Source organism: Devosia nitrariae (assembly GCF_030160115.1).
GTDB classification, from domain to species: Bacteria; Pseudomonadota; Alphaproteobacteria; order Rhizobiales; family Devosiaceae; genus Devosia; species Devosia nitrariae.
Genome location: NZ_BSNS01000007.1, coordinates 577,741 through 592,284 on the forward strand (window position 1 = coordinate 577,741; position 14,544 = coordinate 592,284).

General features: G+C 64.6%; 23 protein-coding genes. 7 read left to right on the forward strand and 16 right to left on the reverse strand.

Translation table 11 applies throughout. The features are described 5' to 3' along the window. Positions 1-7 precede the first annotated feature (7 nt). The 12 genes from zapE to QQK18_RS08100 form a co-directional block, all read right to left on the reverse strand. Positions 8-1,156 (reverse strand): cell division protein ZapE, encoded by a 1,149-nt coding sequence (zapE, locus tag QQK18_RS08045; protein WP_284339789.1) that lies wholly within the window; start codon positions 1,154-1,156, stop codon positions 8-10. 14 nt (positions 1,157-1,170) lie between these two features. Continuing rightward, entirely contained in the window at positions 1,171-1,809 is a 639-nt protein-coding gene (locus QQK18_RS08050) for an AprI/Inh family metalloprotease inhibitor (RefSeq protein ID WP_284339790.1), read from the reverse strand. Positions 1,810-1,980: 171 nt separating this feature from the next. Then, complete coding sequence (locus QQK18_RS08055) at positions 1,981-2,196, reverse strand: hypothetical protein (protein WP_284339791.1); 216 nt, start codon at positions 2,194-2,196, stop codon at positions 1,981-1,983. Between the two features lie 19 nt (positions 2,197-2,215). Beyond that, on the reverse strand, positions 2,216-2,935 hold the full coding sequence (locus QQK18_RS08060) for a class I SAM-dependent methyltransferase (protein ID WP_284339792.1): 720 nt from the start codon (positions 2,933-2,935) through the stop codon (positions 2,216-2,218). A gap of 166 nt (positions 2,936-3,101) precedes the next feature. Continuing rightward, positions 3,102-3,884, reverse strand: a complete 783-nt coding sequence (locus QQK18_RS08065) for a succinate dehydrogenase iron-sulfur subunit (protein ID WP_284339793.1) — start codon at positions 3,882-3,884, stop codon at positions 3,102-3,104. 49 nt (positions 3,885-3,933) lie between these two features. Beyond that, on the reverse strand, positions 3,934-4,068 hold the full coding sequence (locus QQK18_RS08070; RefSeq protein WP_284339795.1) for a hypothetical protein: 135 nt from the start codon (positions 4,066-4,068) through the stop codon (positions 3,934-3,936). Between the two features lie 154 nt (positions 4,069-4,222). After that, positions 4,223-4,654, reverse strand: a complete 432-nt coding sequence (locus QQK18_RS08075) for a DUF3052 domain-containing protein (protein WP_284339796.1) — start codon at positions 4,652-4,654, stop codon at positions 4,223-4,225. Then, entirely contained in the window at positions 4,651-5,097 is a 447-nt protein-coding gene (locus QQK18_RS08080) for a hypothetical protein (protein WP_284339797.1), read from the reverse strand. Before QQK18_RS08080 ends, QQK18_RS08075 begins: the two co-directional genes overlap by 4 nt. Further along, positions 5,097-6,908 carry a succinate dehydrogenase flavoprotein subunit gene (sdhA, locus tag QQK18_RS08085; protein ID WP_284339798.1) on the reverse strand — a complete coding sequence of 604 codons (1,812 nt, stop codon included), beginning with the start codon at positions 6,906-6,908 and terminating at the stop codon, positions 5,097-5,099. Before sdhA ends, QQK18_RS08080 begins: the two co-directional genes overlap by 1 nt. A gap of 5 nt (positions 6,909-6,913) precedes the next feature. After that, positions 6,914-7,309: a succinate dehydrogenase, hydrophobic membrane anchor protein gene (gene sdhD, locus QQK18_RS08090; protein ID WP_284339799.1), complete on the reverse strand. Its 396-nt coding sequence runs from the start codon at positions 7,307-7,309 to the stop codon at positions 6,914-6,916. Next, positions 7,309-7,695, reverse strand: coding sequence for a succinate dehydrogenase, cytochrome b556 subunit (gene sdhC / locus QQK18_RS08095; RefSeq protein ID WP_284339800.1), 387 nt, complete (start codon positions 7,693-7,695; stop codon positions 7,309-7,311). Before sdhC ends, sdhD begins: the two co-directional genes overlap by 1 nt. A 166-nt stretch (positions 7,696-7,861) precedes the next feature. Next, entirely contained in the window at positions 7,862-8,338 is a 477-nt protein-coding gene (locus QQK18_RS08100) for a hypothetical protein (protein ID WP_284339801.1), read from the reverse strand. 188 nt (positions 8,339-8,526) lie between these two features. On the opposite strand from QQK18_RS08100, the gene QQK18_RS08105 reads away from it, so the two are divergent. Continuing rightward, positions 8,527-9,093 (forward strand): NUDIX domain-containing protein, encoded by a 567-nt coding sequence (locus QQK18_RS08105; RefSeq protein WP_284339802.1) that lies wholly within the window; start codon positions 8,527-8,529, stop codon positions 9,091-9,093. 3 nt (positions 9,094-9,096) lie between these two features. Here QQK18_RS08105 and QQK18_RS08110 read toward each other — a convergent pair whose 3' ends face one another. Continuing rightward, a complete protein-coding gene (locus QQK18_RS08110; RefSeq protein ID WP_284339803.1) occupies positions 9,097-9,573 on the reverse strand; it encodes a MarR family winged helix-turn-helix transcriptional regulator in 477 nt (158 codons plus the stop codon). A gap of 78 nt (positions 9,574-9,651) precedes the next feature. Between QQK18_RS08110 and QQK18_RS08115 the strand changes: the two genes are divergently transcribed. Next, positions 9,652-10,056 (forward strand): VOC family protein, encoded by a 405-nt coding sequence (locus QQK18_RS08115; RefSeq protein ID WP_284339804.1) that lies wholly within the window; start codon positions 9,652-9,654, stop codon positions 10,054-10,056. 8 nt (positions 10,057-10,064) lie between these two features. After that, on the forward strand, positions 10,065-10,325 hold the full coding sequence (locus QQK18_RS08120) for a YdeI/OmpD-associated family protein (RefSeq protein WP_284339805.1): 261 nt from the start codon (positions 10,065-10,067) through the stop codon (positions 10,323-10,325). A 36-nt stretch (positions 10,326-10,361) separates the two neighbouring features. On the opposite strand, the gene QQK18_RS08125 is transcribed toward QQK18_RS08120, so the two are convergent. Further along, a complete protein-coding gene (locus QQK18_RS08125) occupies positions 10,362-10,568 on the reverse strand; it encodes a DUF1737 domain-containing protein (RefSeq protein WP_284339806.1) in 207 nt (68 codons plus the stop codon). A gap of 74 nt (positions 10,569-10,642) precedes the next feature. Here QQK18_RS08125 and QQK18_RS08130 point away from each other — a divergent pair, with 74 nt between their 5' ends. From QQK18_RS08130 to QQK18_RS08145, 4 genes are all read left to right on the forward strand, one after another. Continuing rightward, positions 10,643-11,284, forward strand: coding sequence for a carbonic anhydrase (locus QQK18_RS08130; RefSeq protein ID WP_284339807.1), 642 nt, complete (start codon positions 10,643-10,645; stop codon positions 11,282-11,284). 361 nt (positions 11,285-11,645) lie between these two features. Continuing rightward, positions 11,646-11,882, forward strand: coding sequence for an EF-hand domain-containing protein (locus QQK18_RS08135; RefSeq protein WP_284339808.1), 237 nt, complete (start codon positions 11,646-11,648; stop codon positions 11,880-11,882). Positions 11,883-12,014: 132 nt separating this feature from the next. After that, positions 12,015-12,284: a hypothetical protein gene (locus tag QQK18_RS08140; RefSeq protein WP_284339810.1), complete on the forward strand. Its 270-nt coding sequence runs from the start codon at positions 12,015-12,017 to the stop codon at positions 12,282-12,284. A gap of 355 nt (positions 12,285-12,639) precedes the next feature. Next, positions 12,640-12,978: an EF-hand domain-containing protein gene (locus QQK18_RS08145; RefSeq protein WP_284339811.1), complete on the forward strand. Its 339-nt coding sequence runs from the start codon at positions 12,640-12,642 to the stop codon at positions 12,976-12,978. A gap of 201 nt (positions 12,979-13,179) precedes the next feature. Here the strand turns inward: QQK18_RS08145 and QQK18_RS08150 are convergent, their stop codons facing one another. Continuing rightward, positions 13,180-13,476 carry a YciI family protein gene (locus tag QQK18_RS08150; RefSeq protein WP_284339812.1) on the reverse strand — a complete coding sequence of 99 codons (297 nt, stop codon included), beginning with the start codon at positions 13,474-13,476 and terminating at the stop codon, positions 13,180-13,182. Further along, entirely contained in the window at positions 13,476-14,516 is a 1,041-nt protein-coding gene (locus tag QQK18_RS08155; RefSeq protein ID WP_284339813.1) for an aspartate-semialdehyde dehydrogenase, read from the reverse strand. Before QQK18_RS08155 ends, QQK18_RS08150 begins: the two co-directional genes overlap by 1 nt. Between the last annotated feature and the right edge of the window lie 28 nt (positions 14,517-14,544).

Below are 14,544 nucleotides of genomic sequence, written 5' to 3' on the forward strand. Positions count from 1 at the left end.
CTGGCTCTTAGCGAGATTGTTCTTCCGGCTCGCGCAGCGGCGCGCTAAGATAATCGTTCGACTGCATCTCGATAAGGCGCGATACCGTGCGCGCGAATTCGAACGCGGTCCTGTCGTCTTTTGCCAGCTCCTCGAGCGGCACGGCAAAGCTCGCCGCAAGCTTCACCCCGCGATCGTAGAGATTATCGACGAGAAGGATGAAGCGCTTGGCCGCGTCGGATTTGGTGCGGTCGAACTGTGGCACCCCGTCGATGACGATCGAGTCGAACGCGTGCGCCAACCGCACGAAATCGCGCGAACCCAGCGGCTTTTCGCAAAGATCGGCAAAATCGAAGCGTGCCGCGCCCATGGCCGCGCGCGGCACGGCGATCCGCCGGCCGATGTTCTCTATGCTGTCCGGCTCGCCCGGCTCGCCGCCGGTGATGGCCAGCCAGAGCGCGTCCATCCTCTGGCGCACCTTAGCGCCAGTGCCGAACGCATAAACCTCGCTGCCGGAGAACTTCGCGAGCCTGTAGTCCCTCGTTGCAGGCAGGGCCTCGATGGTGGCGTGTTCCTTCAAAAGCGCGATGAAGGGCACGAAGAGATCCCGGTTGAGCCCGTTCTCGTAAAGCTTGTCCGGCACGACGTTCGACGTCGCGACCAGCACCACGCCCCGTGCGAACAGCTTGTCGAACAGCCGATAGAGCAGCATCGCGTTGGTGATGTCATGGACGTGGAACTCGTCGAGGCAGAGGAGCCGCGTCGACCTGGCGATGGGCCTGACCACCGCCTCGACCGGATCGCTGTCGTCACCCTTGGCCTTGGCCTTCTTGCGGAAGGCGGCGATGCCGGCATGCACCTCGTCCATGAAGGCGTGGAAATGCACGCGCCGCTTGGCCTTGATCGGCACGGCGGCAAAGAAGAGGTCCATCAGCATGGTCTTGCCGCGCCCGACCTCGCCCCAGATGTAGGCGCCCTTGACCGGCGTGCGGTCGGTGAAGCGCTTGAGAAGGCCCCTCGATTTCTCCCGCGTCGCCAGCGCTGCCGCGATCGTATCGAGCAGCCCCGCCGCCTCCCGCTGGGCAGGGTCGGGGACGAGCGCGCCGCTCCCGGCGCGCGCCATATAGGCGCGGGTGACCGGACCGCCGGTTTCGGCCTTGGCGGTGGAGGCGCGCACCGGACGAACCGGGGTTAGCGCTGCATGGTGATCGGCTGGCCCCCGGCGAGTGTGCCGATATAGCTGCCGCCGCTCGGCGCGAGGAACGCGATGATGGCGTTGTTGCTGTCGACGAGCTGGATCTGGCTGCCGGCGGGGCGCCAACCACTGACGCTGGCAAGGCCCGGCAGGGTACAACCGGGTGCCGAGGCACGGTAATAGCCGGGAGCGGTGCCTGCCGTGAGCGGCAGGTTCAGCCGGCACTGCGACTGGCCGGAAACGACCGTCCACACGCCTTCCGGTCCAGTGCCGATATTGGCGGCCAGAGGATCAAGGCTGACGGAGGAGCCGCCGGTTGCGGCGGTCTGTGTGGTGGTGGAGGCGCCGCCGAGGGTCGGTTGGCCGGAAAGCCCGGGAGCCGCCTGCTGGGCCTGCACGCCGCCCAGCGTGGGCTGGCCGGAAAGGCCTGGGGCCGGCTGGCCCTGCACGCCGCCGAGCGGCGGCAGGGTGTTCTGGGCGACCGTCGAGCCCTGTACCGGGGCCAGTTGCTGCGGCTGGGCCTGGCCCACCACATTGAGATTGCGGGTATCGCCCGTCGAAGAGCAGCCGGCGAGCACGATGGCCGCTGCCGCAAAACCGAAGATGGACGCCGAGCCGTGCATCCGAACCGTCATGGATTTGCTCCTGCCCGTGAGGGCTTAACGAAGGTTAAGGGATCGGTCGCGCTTATAGCCAATGACCGCTCCCTGTTCAATCGCCCCGCCCGCAATGGGCATGGACGCGCAGCAATGTGGCGGTTTTTGGGGGTACGCACGCCAACTCATACGCAACGCTTGACAGGCACCCTACCGTTCCATCTCGCGCAACAGGTCCTCGGCGAGGACCGCCGCGTCGCGCGCCTCTTCCTCCGGGACAGCAACGGCCGTGCCCTTGAGCCCGACAACGCCCGGCAATCCGCCCTCCCCGCCCTCGAGCGGGTGGAAGCCGTGAGCCTTGAGTGCCGCGACAAGCACGCGGGCCGTCGAAATGTCCCGGACGTGGGCGATGGTCTGGAACGCCATTGCCGAAACCCCTTTCCTATTAGCTCTCGCCGCGCGCCCGGCGGGCGAGCACCTCGGATTCCGGGAGCGCTCCGGCGTAGACGAGCTCTCGATTGGCCCGCTCCCAGAAGCGCGGATGGACGATGTCGAGGGTTTCAAGCCGATGGACCGCTGTCAACTGCCCGGCCGCCGGGTGACCGTCGGCAAGATAGACAAGGATGTTCTGCCGGTACCAGGCGGGGATCGCGTCATCCCCCCAGATGGCAGGGCGGACGAGGTCGTAGGCGCTAAAGCCCAGTGCACCGAACTTTGCCGCCCACCAGCTCTGCCACTGCTCGTTGAAATGGTTGACTCCACCCTGGCCCGGAACGGCCGCCGAGAACAGGATTGCCGGCGCCGCCGCGACGAGATCGGCAACGAACCCTTCGGCGCGGCCGGGTGAAAGATGTTCGGCGACTTCGAGCGAAATGGCGAGATCGAAGGACGCGGGAAAGGCGAAAGATTGCTCGAGGTCCTGCGCGGCGAACACAATGCGGGGATCGTCGAGCATCTGCGGCTCGACCCAATCGCCCTCGATGCCCTGCACCTCACCTGCGCCCAATTCCAGCGCCGCCGCCAGCCAGGTGCCCGTGCCGCAACCGATGTCGAGGACGCGGTTGGGCAGAATGTGCGGAAAGACGATGCCGAGCACCGTGCGCGCTGCATGGGCGGTGTGGGCGCGGCGATTGTCATAGAACCCGTCGGGATAGAGGCCGGTCATAAGCTTGGCCTCAGGTGATGAACTGCGCTACCCCCCTCCCAACCTTCCCCACAAGGGGGGAGGTGCCAGATTGTGCATCCGGCACGATCTGGCCAAAAACACAGGAGTCCACCTCCCCCTTGATGGGGGAGGCCGGGAGGGGGTGATCCCGTGCGGCTGAAGTCCACTAAGCCGCCTTGCGCTCGACCATCATCTTCTTGATGGCGGCGATGGCCTTGGCCGGGTTCAACCCCTTGGGGCAGACCTTAGCGCAGTTCATGATGGTGTGGCAGCGATAGAGCTTGAACGGGTCCTCGAGGTCATCGAGGCGCTCCTTCTGCGTCTCGTCGCGGCTGTCGATCAACCAGCGATAGGCCTGGAGGAGCGCGGCGGGCCCCAGGTACTTCTCCCCGTTCCACCAATAGGACGGGCACGAGGTCGAGCAGCAGGCGCAAAGGATGCATTCATAGAGCCCGTCGAGCTTGGCCCGGTCCTCGATCGACTGCGTCCATTCGGTCTTGGGGGTTTCGCTGACCGTCTTCAGCCACGGCTCGATCGCCCGGTGCTGGGCATAGAAATTGGACAGGTCCGGCACCAGATCCTTGACCACCGGCATGTGCGGAAGCGGGTAGACCTTGATCGCCCCTTCGCTGTCGTCCATGCCCTTGGTGCACGCCAGCGTATTGAGCCCATTGATGTTCATCGAGCACGACCCGCAGATGCCCTCGCGGCAGGACCGCCGCAGCGTCAGGGTCGGATCGACCTTGTTCTTGATCCACAAAAGCGCGTCGAGGATCATCGGCCCACAATCGTCGAGGTCGACGAAATAGGTGTCGATGCGCGGATTGTCGGCCGTGTCCGGGTCGTAGCGGTAGACGTGGAACTCGCGCACATGCTTGGCGCCCTCGGCCCTCGGCCAGGTCTTGCCCTTGCCGGGGCGGGAGTTCTTGGGAAGCACCAGTTGGGCCATGGTTCGCTTGTCCTCTTGGCTGACGCCGCCTTGCGTGCCGCGCCTGGTCTTAATAGTTCGGCTTGCAGACCTGGTTCGATCCGCGGACGTAGGTGTCATAGGCCGCGGCGTCCGAGGCGGCCGGCGATCCGCCCTTCATCGAAGATATCACCACACCCATGAACCGTTCGTCGATGAGCTTCATTGCCGCGTCGGCCTTGCAGGTGCAGAGCTCTTCGTCGCCACTGATCCCGACGCAGACCGAGTAGAACTCGGCCTTTTGCGCCTGGGTCGGAGCAGCGGCGAGCGTCGGCCCGGTGAACGCGACGGCGCAGAAGGCAACGCGGCGGAACGTTGGATCATCTCAATTCCTTGCGGATGACGAGCTTCAGGCCCGACCAGACGGCGTCGACCGCGCAGACCTTGACGTCGACGAGACCGAGCGGCAGGCAAACGTCGCGGATGACGTCCTCGGTGACGTCGGTTGCGATCCTTGCAGCTTTCTTGGGCCACGACACCCAGATCGTGCCGTCGCGCGCGATCATCTGCATAAGGCGCGCGAGCGTATCCTCGAGCCCGGCGCGGGCGGCCGTGAAGACATGGATGACGTCGTACCCTTGCCCGGCATCGCCCAGCTGCGAGAGCGTCACCCGCCCCGCCTCGGTAAAGGCGCGCGAGGACGCAAGATCGGCAAGCGTCGCCGGCAGGTCGACAAACAGCACGCGCTGCCCGTCCTTGAGGCCGAGCTTTTGCGCCAGAGGTGTGCCGGAGTATCCCGCAGGGTCGCTCATCGCGCCTTCTCGTAGACGATGTCATCGATGGGGCTGGAATAGACCGTCGGCACGATCCACTGGCAATTGTGCAGCGTAAAGCGCAGGTCCGAGTTGAGCGTCACGTCGCAATTGCTCAACTGGCCATCGTTCACCTCGGCGCCGTAATCGAACCAGAGCTTTTCGTCGCGAAAGGCGTAGGTGGCAGCAATCTCCCGACATTCGATATTGGCGAAGCCGTGGCATTCGAAATAGTCCGCGCTGCCGTCAACTCCGCCGTCGAGACAAAGCTGCAGCGCATCGTAGGCCAAAGGATCACTGCCCGGCGGCCGCTCGGGCCAGTTGACACGGAACCAACACCCCTGCATGACCGCCGCTAATTCCACCGACGAGATGGACGCGCCCGCGGCTCCAGCCGGCAGGCCGGCGATGAGGGCCAGCAGGATCACGGCGGCCCTGCGCATCAGTAGACGCGCGCCTTGGGCGCGATCTTTTTCAATGCGATCCCACCCTCGCTTTCCGGCGTCAGCGGATCGACATGCACCGGCCGGTAGCCGAGGGTCACCTCGCCGTCCGCCGTCACCCGCGCGAGCGAATGCTTGCGCCAGTTTTCGTCGTCGCGATTGGGGAAATCCTCACGCGCATGCGCGCCGCGGCTCTCGTGGCGGGCTTCGGCGCAAACCACCGTCGCCAGCGCATTGATCATCAGGTTTTCCAGTTCCAGCGTCTCGACGAGATCGGAATTCCAGATCATCGAGCGGTCGGTGACCTTGACGTCGGCAAACTGTGCATGGACGGCGCTCATGCGCTCAACCCCGGAGGCCAGCGTCTCGCCGGTGCGGAACACGGCGGCGTCCTCCTGCATGGTGCGCTGCATGGCATCGCGCAAATCCGCCGTCGGCCTGCTGCCGTTGGCGTTCCGCAGTCGGTCGAAGTGGGCGAGGATCTTGTCGTCCTGCGAGCGGTTGATGCCCGGTACCGGCGCCTGGCGGTCGAGGACCTTGCCGGCGCGCAGGGCTGCCGCGCGCCCGAACACCACGAGGTCTGTCAGCGAATTCGAACCGAGGCGGTTGGCTCCATGCACCGAGGCACAGGCCGCTTCCCCCACCGCCATCAGGCCGTGGACCACGCGATCCGGCTCGGTTTCGGTCGGGTTCAACACCTCGCCGTGGTAGTTCGCCGGAATGCCGCCCATGTTGTAGTGCACCGTCGGCAGCACCGGGATCGGCTCGCGGGTGAGATCGACACCGGCAAAGATCTTTGCCGATTCGGTGATGCCCGGCAGGCGCTCGTGCAGGACCTTCGGGTCGAGATGGTCGAGGTGGAGATAGATGTGGTCCTTCTTGGGACCGACACCCCTGCCTTCGCGGATCTCGAGCGTCATGCAGCGCGAGACGACGTCGCGGCTGGCGAGATCCTTGGCATTGGGGGCATAACGCTCCATGAAGCGCTCGCCCTCGGAATTGGTGAGGTACCCGCCCTCGCCCCGCGCGCCTTCAGTGATGAGCACGCCCGCACCATAGATGCCGGTCGGGTGGAACTGGACGAACTCCATGTCCTGCAAGGGGAGCCCGGCGCGCGCCACCATGCCGTTGCCGTCGCCGGTGCAGGTATGGGCCGAGGTTGCCGAGAAATAGGAGCGTCCATAGCCGCCCGTCGCCAGCACCACCAGCTTGGCACGGAAGCGATGCAGCGTGCCGTCATCGAGCTTCCAGGCGATGATGCCCTGGCAGGACCCGTCCTCGCCCATGATCAGGTCGATGGCGAAGTACTCGATGAAGAACTGGGCGTTGTGCTTGACCGACTGGCCGTAGAGCGTGTGGAGGATGGCGTGGCCCGTACGGTCGGCAGCCGCGCATGTGCGCTGGACCGGCGGGCCTTCGCCGAACTCGGTCATGTGGCCGCCGAATGGGCGCTGGTAGATCTTGCCGCTCTCGGTGCGGCTGAATGGCACGCCATAGTGCTCGAGCTCGTAGATCGCCGCCGGGGCCTCACGGGCGAGATATTCCATGGCGTCGTTGTCGCCCAGCCAGTCCGACCCTTTGACGGTGTCGTACATGTGCCACTGCCAGGAATCGGGGCCCATATTGCCGAGCGAACCGGCAATGCCGCCCTGGGCCGCCACGGTATGCGAGCGGGTGGGGAAGACCTTGGTGACGCACGCGGTGTTGAAGCCCTGCTCGGCCATGCCGAGCGTAGCCCGCAGCCCCGCGCCGCCCGCGCCGACGACCACCACGTCGAATTCGTGGTCGATGAGTTCGTATGCGCTGGCCATCAGGCTTAACCCCAGAAGACGATCTTGAGAATGGACACGGCCCCGACCACGCCGACGGCGAGGGCGAAGAAGGCGTTGAGCGACACGGCGAGCCGGTTGCTGCGCGCTTCGCCGACATAGTCCTCGATCACCTCGTTCATGCCGATGCTCATGTGGAAGCAGACAATGGCAAAAAGGATAGCGAAGGGGATGCCGACGAAGGGATTGCCGATGAGCCCGACGACATCGGCCCGGCCGGCGCCCGCCAACCGCACCACGATGAAGATGAGGAAGGCGGTAAAGAGAATGTTGGACGCACCGCTGAGGCGCTGCAGGAAGAAGTGGCGGGTGGACGCCCTGGCGTCGCCGTACTTGGTCTTGGGATCAGCGATCATTTCGCGGGTGACGACGGGTTCACGCATCAGGCCACCCACACGAAAAGTGTCCATGCAATAAGGGTCAACGCCACCGAGGCGATGACGTTGGCCCAGGCGAGCCCTTCGCGCTGGCCCGGCTCGAAGCCATAACCGAAATCCCAGACGAAGTGGCGCAGCCCCCCGAGCAAATGGTGGAAGAGCGCCCAGGTGTAGCCGAAGAGGACGAGAAGACCGAACCAGCTGCTGTAGATGGCGTTGACGACGGCGAAGGGTTCTCCGCCCCACGCCGCGGCGGCAAGCCAGGCAACCAACAACACCGTACCGCAATAGAGCGCAATGCCCGTGGCGCGGTGGACGATCGACATCGTCATGGTGATGGTGAAGCGGTAGATCGAAAGATGTGGGGATGTGGGTCTGGGACGCGCTGACATGAGCCTTCCTGCCACGCGGGGGGTGCCGCGCCAGTTTGGAATGGTTCGAGACTTCTAGCGTCGTGAATGCGTCGCGTCAAAGGCGGAAAGGTTGACGGCAATTAAACTTTTGCAGCATTGCGGCCGGGCGTGAAGGCCCGACCGCAAGGATGGAATGACCGACGGATCAGTTGTTGTTGACCGGCAGGTCCGGTACGTCGATACCGCCACCACCGCCATTGCCGTTGTCGATCGGCAGATCGGGAAGATCGATCCCGCCGCCGCCACCGCCATTGTCGATGGGCAGATCCGGCACGTCGATGCCGCCGCCACCATTGTCGGGCTTGTAGGCGGCCCCGGCGCCGCTCGAGGGAGGAGCGCTGTTGGTATTCATGCCGATGAGGCGCACCACCGCACGGGTATTGTCGATGCCTGGCCAGGCGCACCGGGCGGTCGACGGCGCAACGAACTTGCAGAGCATCTCGACAGCGGGCGTCTGACAGAAATAGGTCGCTCCGTCGGACTGCAGCATGCCGCCCTGCGCGGCGCAGCGGCTGGCGAAGATGTCGGCGTTGATCTGGACGGTGCGGCTCGCCGCATGGGCGGGAAGCGCGAGGCCGAGGCCGGCGATGAGGGTGAAAGCAATACGCGAAATGTTGTGCACTTCTGTCTCCATCTTTTTTTGGGCGGCGACCCTCGCCGCTGATGGAGCGGGGAGATAAGGACCCGCCTTCGAACCGGTGCTGAAGGTCGCGTTCACATTCGATTCAGCCAGGCGGTCACCATCGCACCCACTGGCGGATGGCGGCGAATTGGGCCACAAGCGCCAAGGACCGCATCGGGAGCCGCGACATGGTGACCATTCACGAACGCCGTACCCTGGCGGAGAGCTGGGGGAGCCTCACTGAGTTCGAGGTGAGCCATCCCCGGCGCGACGGCACCCGCCAGACCGTGATCCGCGAAGTCTACGACCACGGCAGCGCCGCCGCGGTCCTGCTCTACGATCCGGTGGACGCCAAGGTTGTGCTCGCCCGCCAGTTCCGCCTGCCCGCTCACCTCAACGGCGATCCGGCACATCTGATCGAAGCCTGCGCCGGCCTACTCGACGGCGATGATCCCGAAACCTGCGCCCGGCGTGAGGCCGAGGAAGAAGTGGGCGTGCGCCCCTCCTCACTGACGTTTCTCTTCAATGTCTACACGAGTCCGGGCTCGGTGACCGAGAAATGCGCCTGCTTCATCGGCTACTACAGTCCCAACGACCGCCTCACCGACGGCGGTGGCCTTGCCCATGAAGGCGAGGACATCGAGGTGATCGAACTCGACTTCGAGGCCGCCTACGCCATGATCGGGCGCGGCGAGATCATCGACGCCAAGACCATCCTGATGCTGCAATGGCTGGCGCTCAACCGGCAGGGCTAGCTTTCAGACAGTCTGCATGTCCACCGGCGCGCCGGTTCGGGTGATGGAGCGCTCTAGCCCGAATACGCGGTTGAGCGCGCGCGCCGTGACCGCCAGCGCCGCCCACTCCTCGCCGCTGAGCTCACCAAGGGCCGCCTCGAGCACATCGACGCGCGCGTCGCACGCAACGCCCAGCGCCGCGTGTCCGCTGGGCGTTGCAACGAGCCGGCTGGCGCGCCGGTCGCGCGGCGCCGGCGACCGCTCGACGAGTCCGGCCTGCACGAGGCTCTCGACGATGCGCGAGGCGGTGGGCACGGCGATGCGCTCATGGGTGGCGAGCGCCGAGAGGGTCGTTGCACCGAAGAAGACGACGGCCGAGAGAGCCTGCAGCTGCGCACCGCTGCAGCCGCTCTTGCGGTCGGCAACCTGCACGGCGCGGTCGAGCGGCACGACGATGCGATGGAAGACCTGCAGGGTGCGCCGATCCGCGTTGCTGAGCATGGCTCTCCCTCTTGACTCAATTAATTAGCACAGCTCATAATTAGCAAAGCTATATTGTTTTGCCAAGGAGGAGCGGCAATGGAATTTCACCGGGGACGGCTCTTGGACCATGTGCATCTGCGGGTCGAGGACGTTGAGCGCAGCAAGCGCTTCTATAGCGCCGTTCTCGGAACGCTCGGGCGCGAGATCACCCATGAATTCGACGGCGCCTTTGCCTCGGACGAACTCTTCGTCGACAAGGCCGACGACTACGTGACGCGCGTGCATCTCGCCTTCCAGGCGGACGACCCAGAGACTGTCGGCCGCTTCCATGAGACTGCGCTTGCCAATGGCGGGCGCGACAACGGCAAGCCGGGCGAACGCCCGTACCACCCCGGCTACTATGCCGCGTTCGTCCTCGACCCTGACGGCAACAATATCGAGGCTGTCTATCATGGCCCGTCGACGCGCAGCGCGCCCGACGTGGTCGTCACACCCCGGTGAGGCATGACATGACGACGCAAAGCCCTTCGGCCGAGAACCTCAAGCGCCCACTCCAGCCGATGCCTGACGACATCGCCCGGCTGATTGCCGAGCGCGGCCTCGAGCGTGCCTATGCCGTGCGGCCGGCCTACCAGCGCAACGATTATCTCGGCTGGATCGCGCGGGCCAGGCGCCCGGACACGCGCCAAAAGCATATCGATCAGATGCTCGACGAACTCGAGCGTGGCGATGCCTATATGCGCATGGCCTATGACGGGCCGCGAGAGTGACGAAAGACTGTCGCCTGCACGCGCCGCCCGGCGTCGCTAATAATCGACCAGCTTCTTTTCCGGATCGTAAGGCTGTTCGCTCACGGTCTTGGTCACCGCTTGGCCACAGCGCATCTTCTTGGTCACCGCGTCATAGGCGTAGGTGGGCGAGCCGTAGAGCTGCCAGCCCTCCGTGAGCGCCTTGGTAACCTTGTGGCAGAAGGCCGAATCGTCCTCCCCCGAGAGGAACCGGTAGATCAGCATAGAGACCCCCAATCTCTTTTCCCGTGAACCGGGATATGTTGAACTCTCCGCTGCTTACAGCTATTCGATGCCGTATGCACCGGTTTCCTGAACACCTCCTGCAAGGTTATGCAAATTTTCTCGCCGGCCGGTTCGCCCGCGAGCAGAGCCGCTACAGCGAGCTCGCCAAAACCGGGCAGAGCCCGACCACGATGATCATCGCCTGCTGTGACAGCCGGGCTGCGCCGGAGACGATCTTCGACACAGGCCCCGGCGAGCTCTTCGTCTTGAGAAACGTTGCCAACCTAGTGCCCGTTTACCAGCCGGACGGCGGCCAGCACGGCACCTCGGCCGCCATCGAGTTCGCCGTCAATTCGCTCGAGGTTTCCAACATCGTCGTCATGGGTCACGGGCGCTGCGGCGGCATCCATGCCGCGCTCTCACCCAACGCCAAGCCGCTGGATGCCGGCGATTTCATCGGCAAGTGGATGAGCATGCTGGCTCCGGTCTCCGCGCAGGTCGGCTCCAACAACCTGATGACCGCCGGCGAGCGCCAGACCGCTCTCGAGCGCATCTCGATTCGCCACTCGATCGGCAATCTTCGCACGTTCCCCTATGTCACCCGGCTCGAGGAGGAAGGAAAGCTTGCCTTACATGGGGCGTGGTTCGACATTTCGACGGGCGAACTCTGGCTGATGGACGCCGAAACCGGAGACTTCGTGCGCCCGCAAGTCTGATCTTTGATCGACCACCGATGGCCATTACTTCATCTTTGACGAAAGCTGGCAATCCGTGCGGCGCCGCTTCTCGCCGCAATACTGCGATGCCTGAATAATGTACCCTTTGCGATTTGTCGCCAAGTTTGCGGCTGCGCCACACAATCGCTTCGACTGCCGGGTGACGCCCGGTCGCCGCGTTTGACTGGCGATATACCTGCAAGGATGTCGGGCCACTGCTGCCTGCAAATCTCCAGAATAATACCCGCTTTCCGGCTCTCACGGGTCACAAACGCCCATCACGGTCCTGTGTGCGGACCGCAGGAAGCGGGCTGCCGGCCCGGCTGCTGCTGGGTCGCGTCTAACAACCGGAGATAATCCTATGAAGAAGACTGTCCTGTCCGTCCTCGTCGCCCTCGGTCTCTCGAGCGCGGCCATGGCTCAAGACGCGGCGACCGACTTCGCCACACTCGACGCTGACGCCAGCGGCGGGCTGAGCCTGACCGAAGTGCAGGCGGCGATGCCGGATGTCACCGCCGAAGCCTTCGCCACCGCCGATGCCGATGTCAGCGGCGAGCTCTCGGAGGAGGAATACGCCACGCTCGCTCCTGCGATGTAGGTGCATCTTCATAGCCACGGCGGACGACCGCTCGCGCGGCCGTCCCTGCTGCCCACCTCCCTTAGTTGAACCTGCGCGTCGGCGGGCGATCCGCGCCGGCGCCCCATTCCCTCCCAACAGGTAATTATGCAGATGAACAAATTGATGCTCTCCCTCGCCGCCCTTGGTCTTGCCGCCGGCGCCGCCTATGCCCAGGACCAGACGAGCTTTGCTTCGCTCGACGCCGATGCCAATGGCGAGCTCTCCTTCGAGGAGATCACCGTCATTTGGCCGCAACTGACCCAGGAACAGTTCACCGCAGCCGATCTCGATGTGAGCGCTGGTCTTTCCGGCGAGGAAGTCGCGGCCGTGCAGAGTGCGGCAGCAGCAACGGCTCCGGCCGATGCCGCACCCGCCCAATAGGAGGTGCCCTGAGAGGCTGACCGTATAGCGATGGTTTGCCCCGGCCTCAGGCCGGGGCTCGTTCTTCTTTGATCTGCGGTTCCGGATCGCAATCGGGAACATCGGACCGAAAGTGTGCAGCGCATTCTAGATCTCGCCGCGGCGATGTAGACCCGTTTTCATGATCACGGTGGACAACCGCCCGCGGCGGCGTCTCGTGCGTCGAACCTGAGTGTTGAAACCTCTGTGGTGAGTCAGGCGTTAGCCAAGCGTTCAGCCATATGCTGAACCCGGGGTTTGAACCGAGTGTTGAACCCAAGCGCCGGCGGACATTGACGCCGGCGCGACCCGTCTCTCCCAACAGGTAACTTTGCAAATGAAGAAATTTATGCTCTCCCTCGCCGCCGTCGGCCTTGCCGCCGGCGCCGTCTATGCCCAGGAGCAAACGAGCTTTGCTTCGCTCGACACCGATGCCAATGGCGAGCTCTCGTTCGAGGAGATCACCGTCGCGTGGCCACAACTGACCCAGGAAGAATTCTCCGCAGCCGACCTCGATGTAAGCGGCGGGCTTTCCGGCGACGAAGTGGCAACCATGCAGGGTGCGGCGGCTACGCCGGCCCCCGAAGAAGCGCCGACGGACCCGGCGGCTCCCCCGACGACCGCCCCTGAAGACGTGGCGCCCCCCGTCGACGAAGTGCCTTCCGAATCTCTATAGCCTTCAGCTTTGCTCCGGCCCTTGGCCGGAGTTTTGCTTTTGCGGCCGCGAACCGAGCCGCACGACGATCAGCGCAAGACCCGCGAGGATGACCGCGCCGCCGGCGATGTCGACGGTCGTGATCCCGCCAGCGATTGTTCGCGAAAAGGCCCGCGACGACAAAAGTCAGAGCGCGCGCTTTGATTCCGTCAAATCGCGCTTTTAAAGAATGACGTCCTCGTAACCTGGGGCGGTGCCCCAGGCGAGAAGTTTGTAGGAGGCCCGAAGGCCTGCAACGAAGAACGGGTCGGCCCGAACGATGGCGTCGGCTTCCTCGCGGGTCGCCGTATCGAACACCCAGGCACCCCCGACCGGTGTGCCGCCGTGCTCCTCGCGCACCGCCCCGGCGAGCCGCAGCTTGCCGCGATGCGCATTGAGGTAGGCGACATGCGCCTCGGTCAGATCGGTGCGGATGGCCGAGCCGTCGGCAATGTCCTCGAAGAGGGCGATATAGCGCATCAGGCGGCCCTGCGTTCCATCAGGCCACGCTCGATCAGCGTCTCGGCGATCTGGATGGTGTTGAGCGCTGCGCCCTTGCGCAAATTGTCCGAGACCACCCACATGGCAAGGCCATTCTCGACCGTCACGTCCTCGCGGATGCGCGAGACGAACGTGTCGTATTCGCCGACCGCCTCGACCGGGGTCGCGTAGCCGCCCGGCTCGCGCTTGTCGATGACCGAGATGCCTGGCGCCTCGCGCAGGATATCGCGCGCCTCGTCCGGCGAAATCGGGTTCGCGAACTCGATATTGACCGCTTCCGAATGCCCGACGAACACCGGCACGCGCACGGCTGTGCAGGTGACCTTGATCTTGGGATCGAGGATCTTCTTGGTCTCGGCCAGCACCTTCCACTCTTCCTTGGTGTAGCCGTCCTCCATGAAGGCGTCGATGTGCGGTATGACGTTGAAGGCGATCTGCTTTGAGAACTTGGCCGGGGCCGGCCTGTCGTTGACGAAGATACCCTTGGTCTGGCCCCAGAGCTCGTCCATCCCCTCCTTGCCGGCGCCCGAGACCGACTGATAGGTCGAGACCACCACGCGCCTTATGGTCGCCGCATCATGCAGGGGCTTCAGCGCCAGGACGAGCTGGGCCGTCGAGCAGTTGGGATTGGCGATGATGTTGGTGCGCCGGGGGTTGGCCATGAAGGCATCGAGGACGTGGGCGTTGACCTCGGGCACAACCAGCGGCACGTCGGAGTGGTAGCGCCAGTAGCTCGAATTGTCGATGACGACAGCGCCCTTGGCCGCAATCCGCGGCGCCCATTCCTTCGAAGTCGTCCCACCCGCCGACATGATGGCGAAGTCGATGCCGGTAAAGTCGTAGTCCTCGAGGTTCTTGACCTTGAGGATCTTGTCGCCCCAGCTCACCTCCCGCCCGACCGAGCGCGATGAGGCGAGCGCCACCACCTCGTCGGCCGAAAACTTGCGCTCGGCGAGGATGTTGAGGACTTCCCGGCCCACATTGCCCGTGGCGCCGACGACAGCTACGCGATAACCCATTTTGAGGAACTCCGTCCCTTTGACCTGA

Bases quoted from the DNA above. Each gene is read 5' to 3' on its own strand.
- QQK18_RS08050 (WP_284339790.1), bottom strand. From the start codon at position 1,809: ATGACGGTTCGGATGCACGGCTCGGCGTCCATCTTCGGTTTTGCGGCA.
- QQK18_RS08055 (WP_284339791.1), bottom strand. From the start codon at position 2,196: ATGGCGTTCCAGACCATCGCCCACGTCCGGGACATTTCGACGGCCCGC.
- QQK18_RS08060 (WP_284339792.1), bottom strand. From the start codon at position 2,935: ATGACCGGCCTCTATCCCGACGGGTTCTATGACAATCGCCGCGCCCAC.
- QQK18_RS08065 (WP_284339793.1), bottom strand. From the start codon at position 3,884: ATGGCCCAACTGGTGCTTCCCAAGAACTCCCGCCCCGGCAAGGGCAAG.
- QQK18_RS08070 (WP_284339795.1), bottom strand. From the start codon at position 4,068: ATGAAGCTCATCGACGAACGGTTCATGGGTGTGGTGATATCTTCGATG.
- QQK18_RS08075 (WP_284339796.1), bottom strand. From the start codon at position 4,654: ATGAGCGACCCTGCGGGATACTCCGGCACACCTCTGGCGCAAAAGCTC.
- QQK18_RS08080 (WP_284339797.1), bottom strand. From the start codon at position 5,097: ATGCGCAGGGCCGCCGTGATCCTGCTGGCCCTCATCGCCGGCCTGCCG.
- sdhA (WP_284339798.1), bottom strand. From the start codon at position 6,908: ATGGCCAGCGCATACGAACTCATCGACCACGAATTCGACGTGGTGGTC.
- sdhD (WP_284339799.1), bottom strand. From the start codon at position 7,309: ATGCGTGAACCCGTCGTCACCCGCGAAATGATCGCTGATCCCAAGACC.
- sdhC (WP_284339800.1), bottom strand. From the start codon at position 7,695: ATGTCAGCGCGTCCCAGACCCACATCCCCACATCTTTCGATCTACCGC.
- QQK18_RS08105 (WP_284339802.1), top strand. From the start codon at position 8,527: ATGGTGACCATTCACGAACGCCGTACCCTGGCGGAGAGCTGGGGGAGC.
- QQK18_RS08110 (WP_284339803.1), bottom strand. From the start codon at position 9,573: ATGCTCAGCAACGCGGATCGGCGCACCCTGCAGGTCTTCCATCGCATC.
- QQK18_RS08115 (WP_284339804.1), top strand. From the start codon at position 9,652: ATGGAATTTCACCGGGGACGGCTCTTGGACCATGTGCATCTGCGGGTC.
- QQK18_RS08120 (WP_284339805.1), top strand. From the start codon at position 10,065: ATGACGACGCAAAGCCCTTCGGCCGAGAACCTCAAGCGCCCACTCCAG.
- QQK18_RS08125 (WP_284339806.1), bottom strand. From the start codon at position 10,568: ATGCTGATCTACCGGTTCCTCTCGGGGGAGGACGATTCGGCCTTCTGC.
- QQK18_RS08130 (WP_284339807.1), top strand. From the start codon at position 10,643: ATGCACCGGTTTCCTGAACACCTCCTGCAAGGTTATGCAAATTTTCTC.
- QQK18_RS08135 (WP_284339808.1), top strand. From the start codon at position 11,646: ATGAAGAAGACTGTCCTGTCCGTCCTCGTCGCCCTCGGTCTCTCGAGC.
- QQK18_RS08140 (WP_284339810.1), top strand. From the start codon at position 12,015: ATGAACAAATTGATGCTCTCCCTCGCCGCCCTTGGTCTTGCCGCCGGC.
- QQK18_RS08145 (WP_284339811.1), top strand. From the start codon at position 12,640: ATGAAGAAATTTATGCTCTCCCTCGCCGCCGTCGGCCTTGCCGCCGGC.
- QQK18_RS08150 (WP_284339812.1), bottom strand. From the start codon at position 13,476: ATGCGCTATATCGCCCTCTTCGAGGACATTGCCGACGGCTCGGCCATC.
- QQK18_RS08155 (WP_284339813.1), bottom strand. From the start codon at position 14,516: ATGGGTTATCGCGTAGCTGTCGTCGGCGCCACGGGCAATGTGGGCCGG.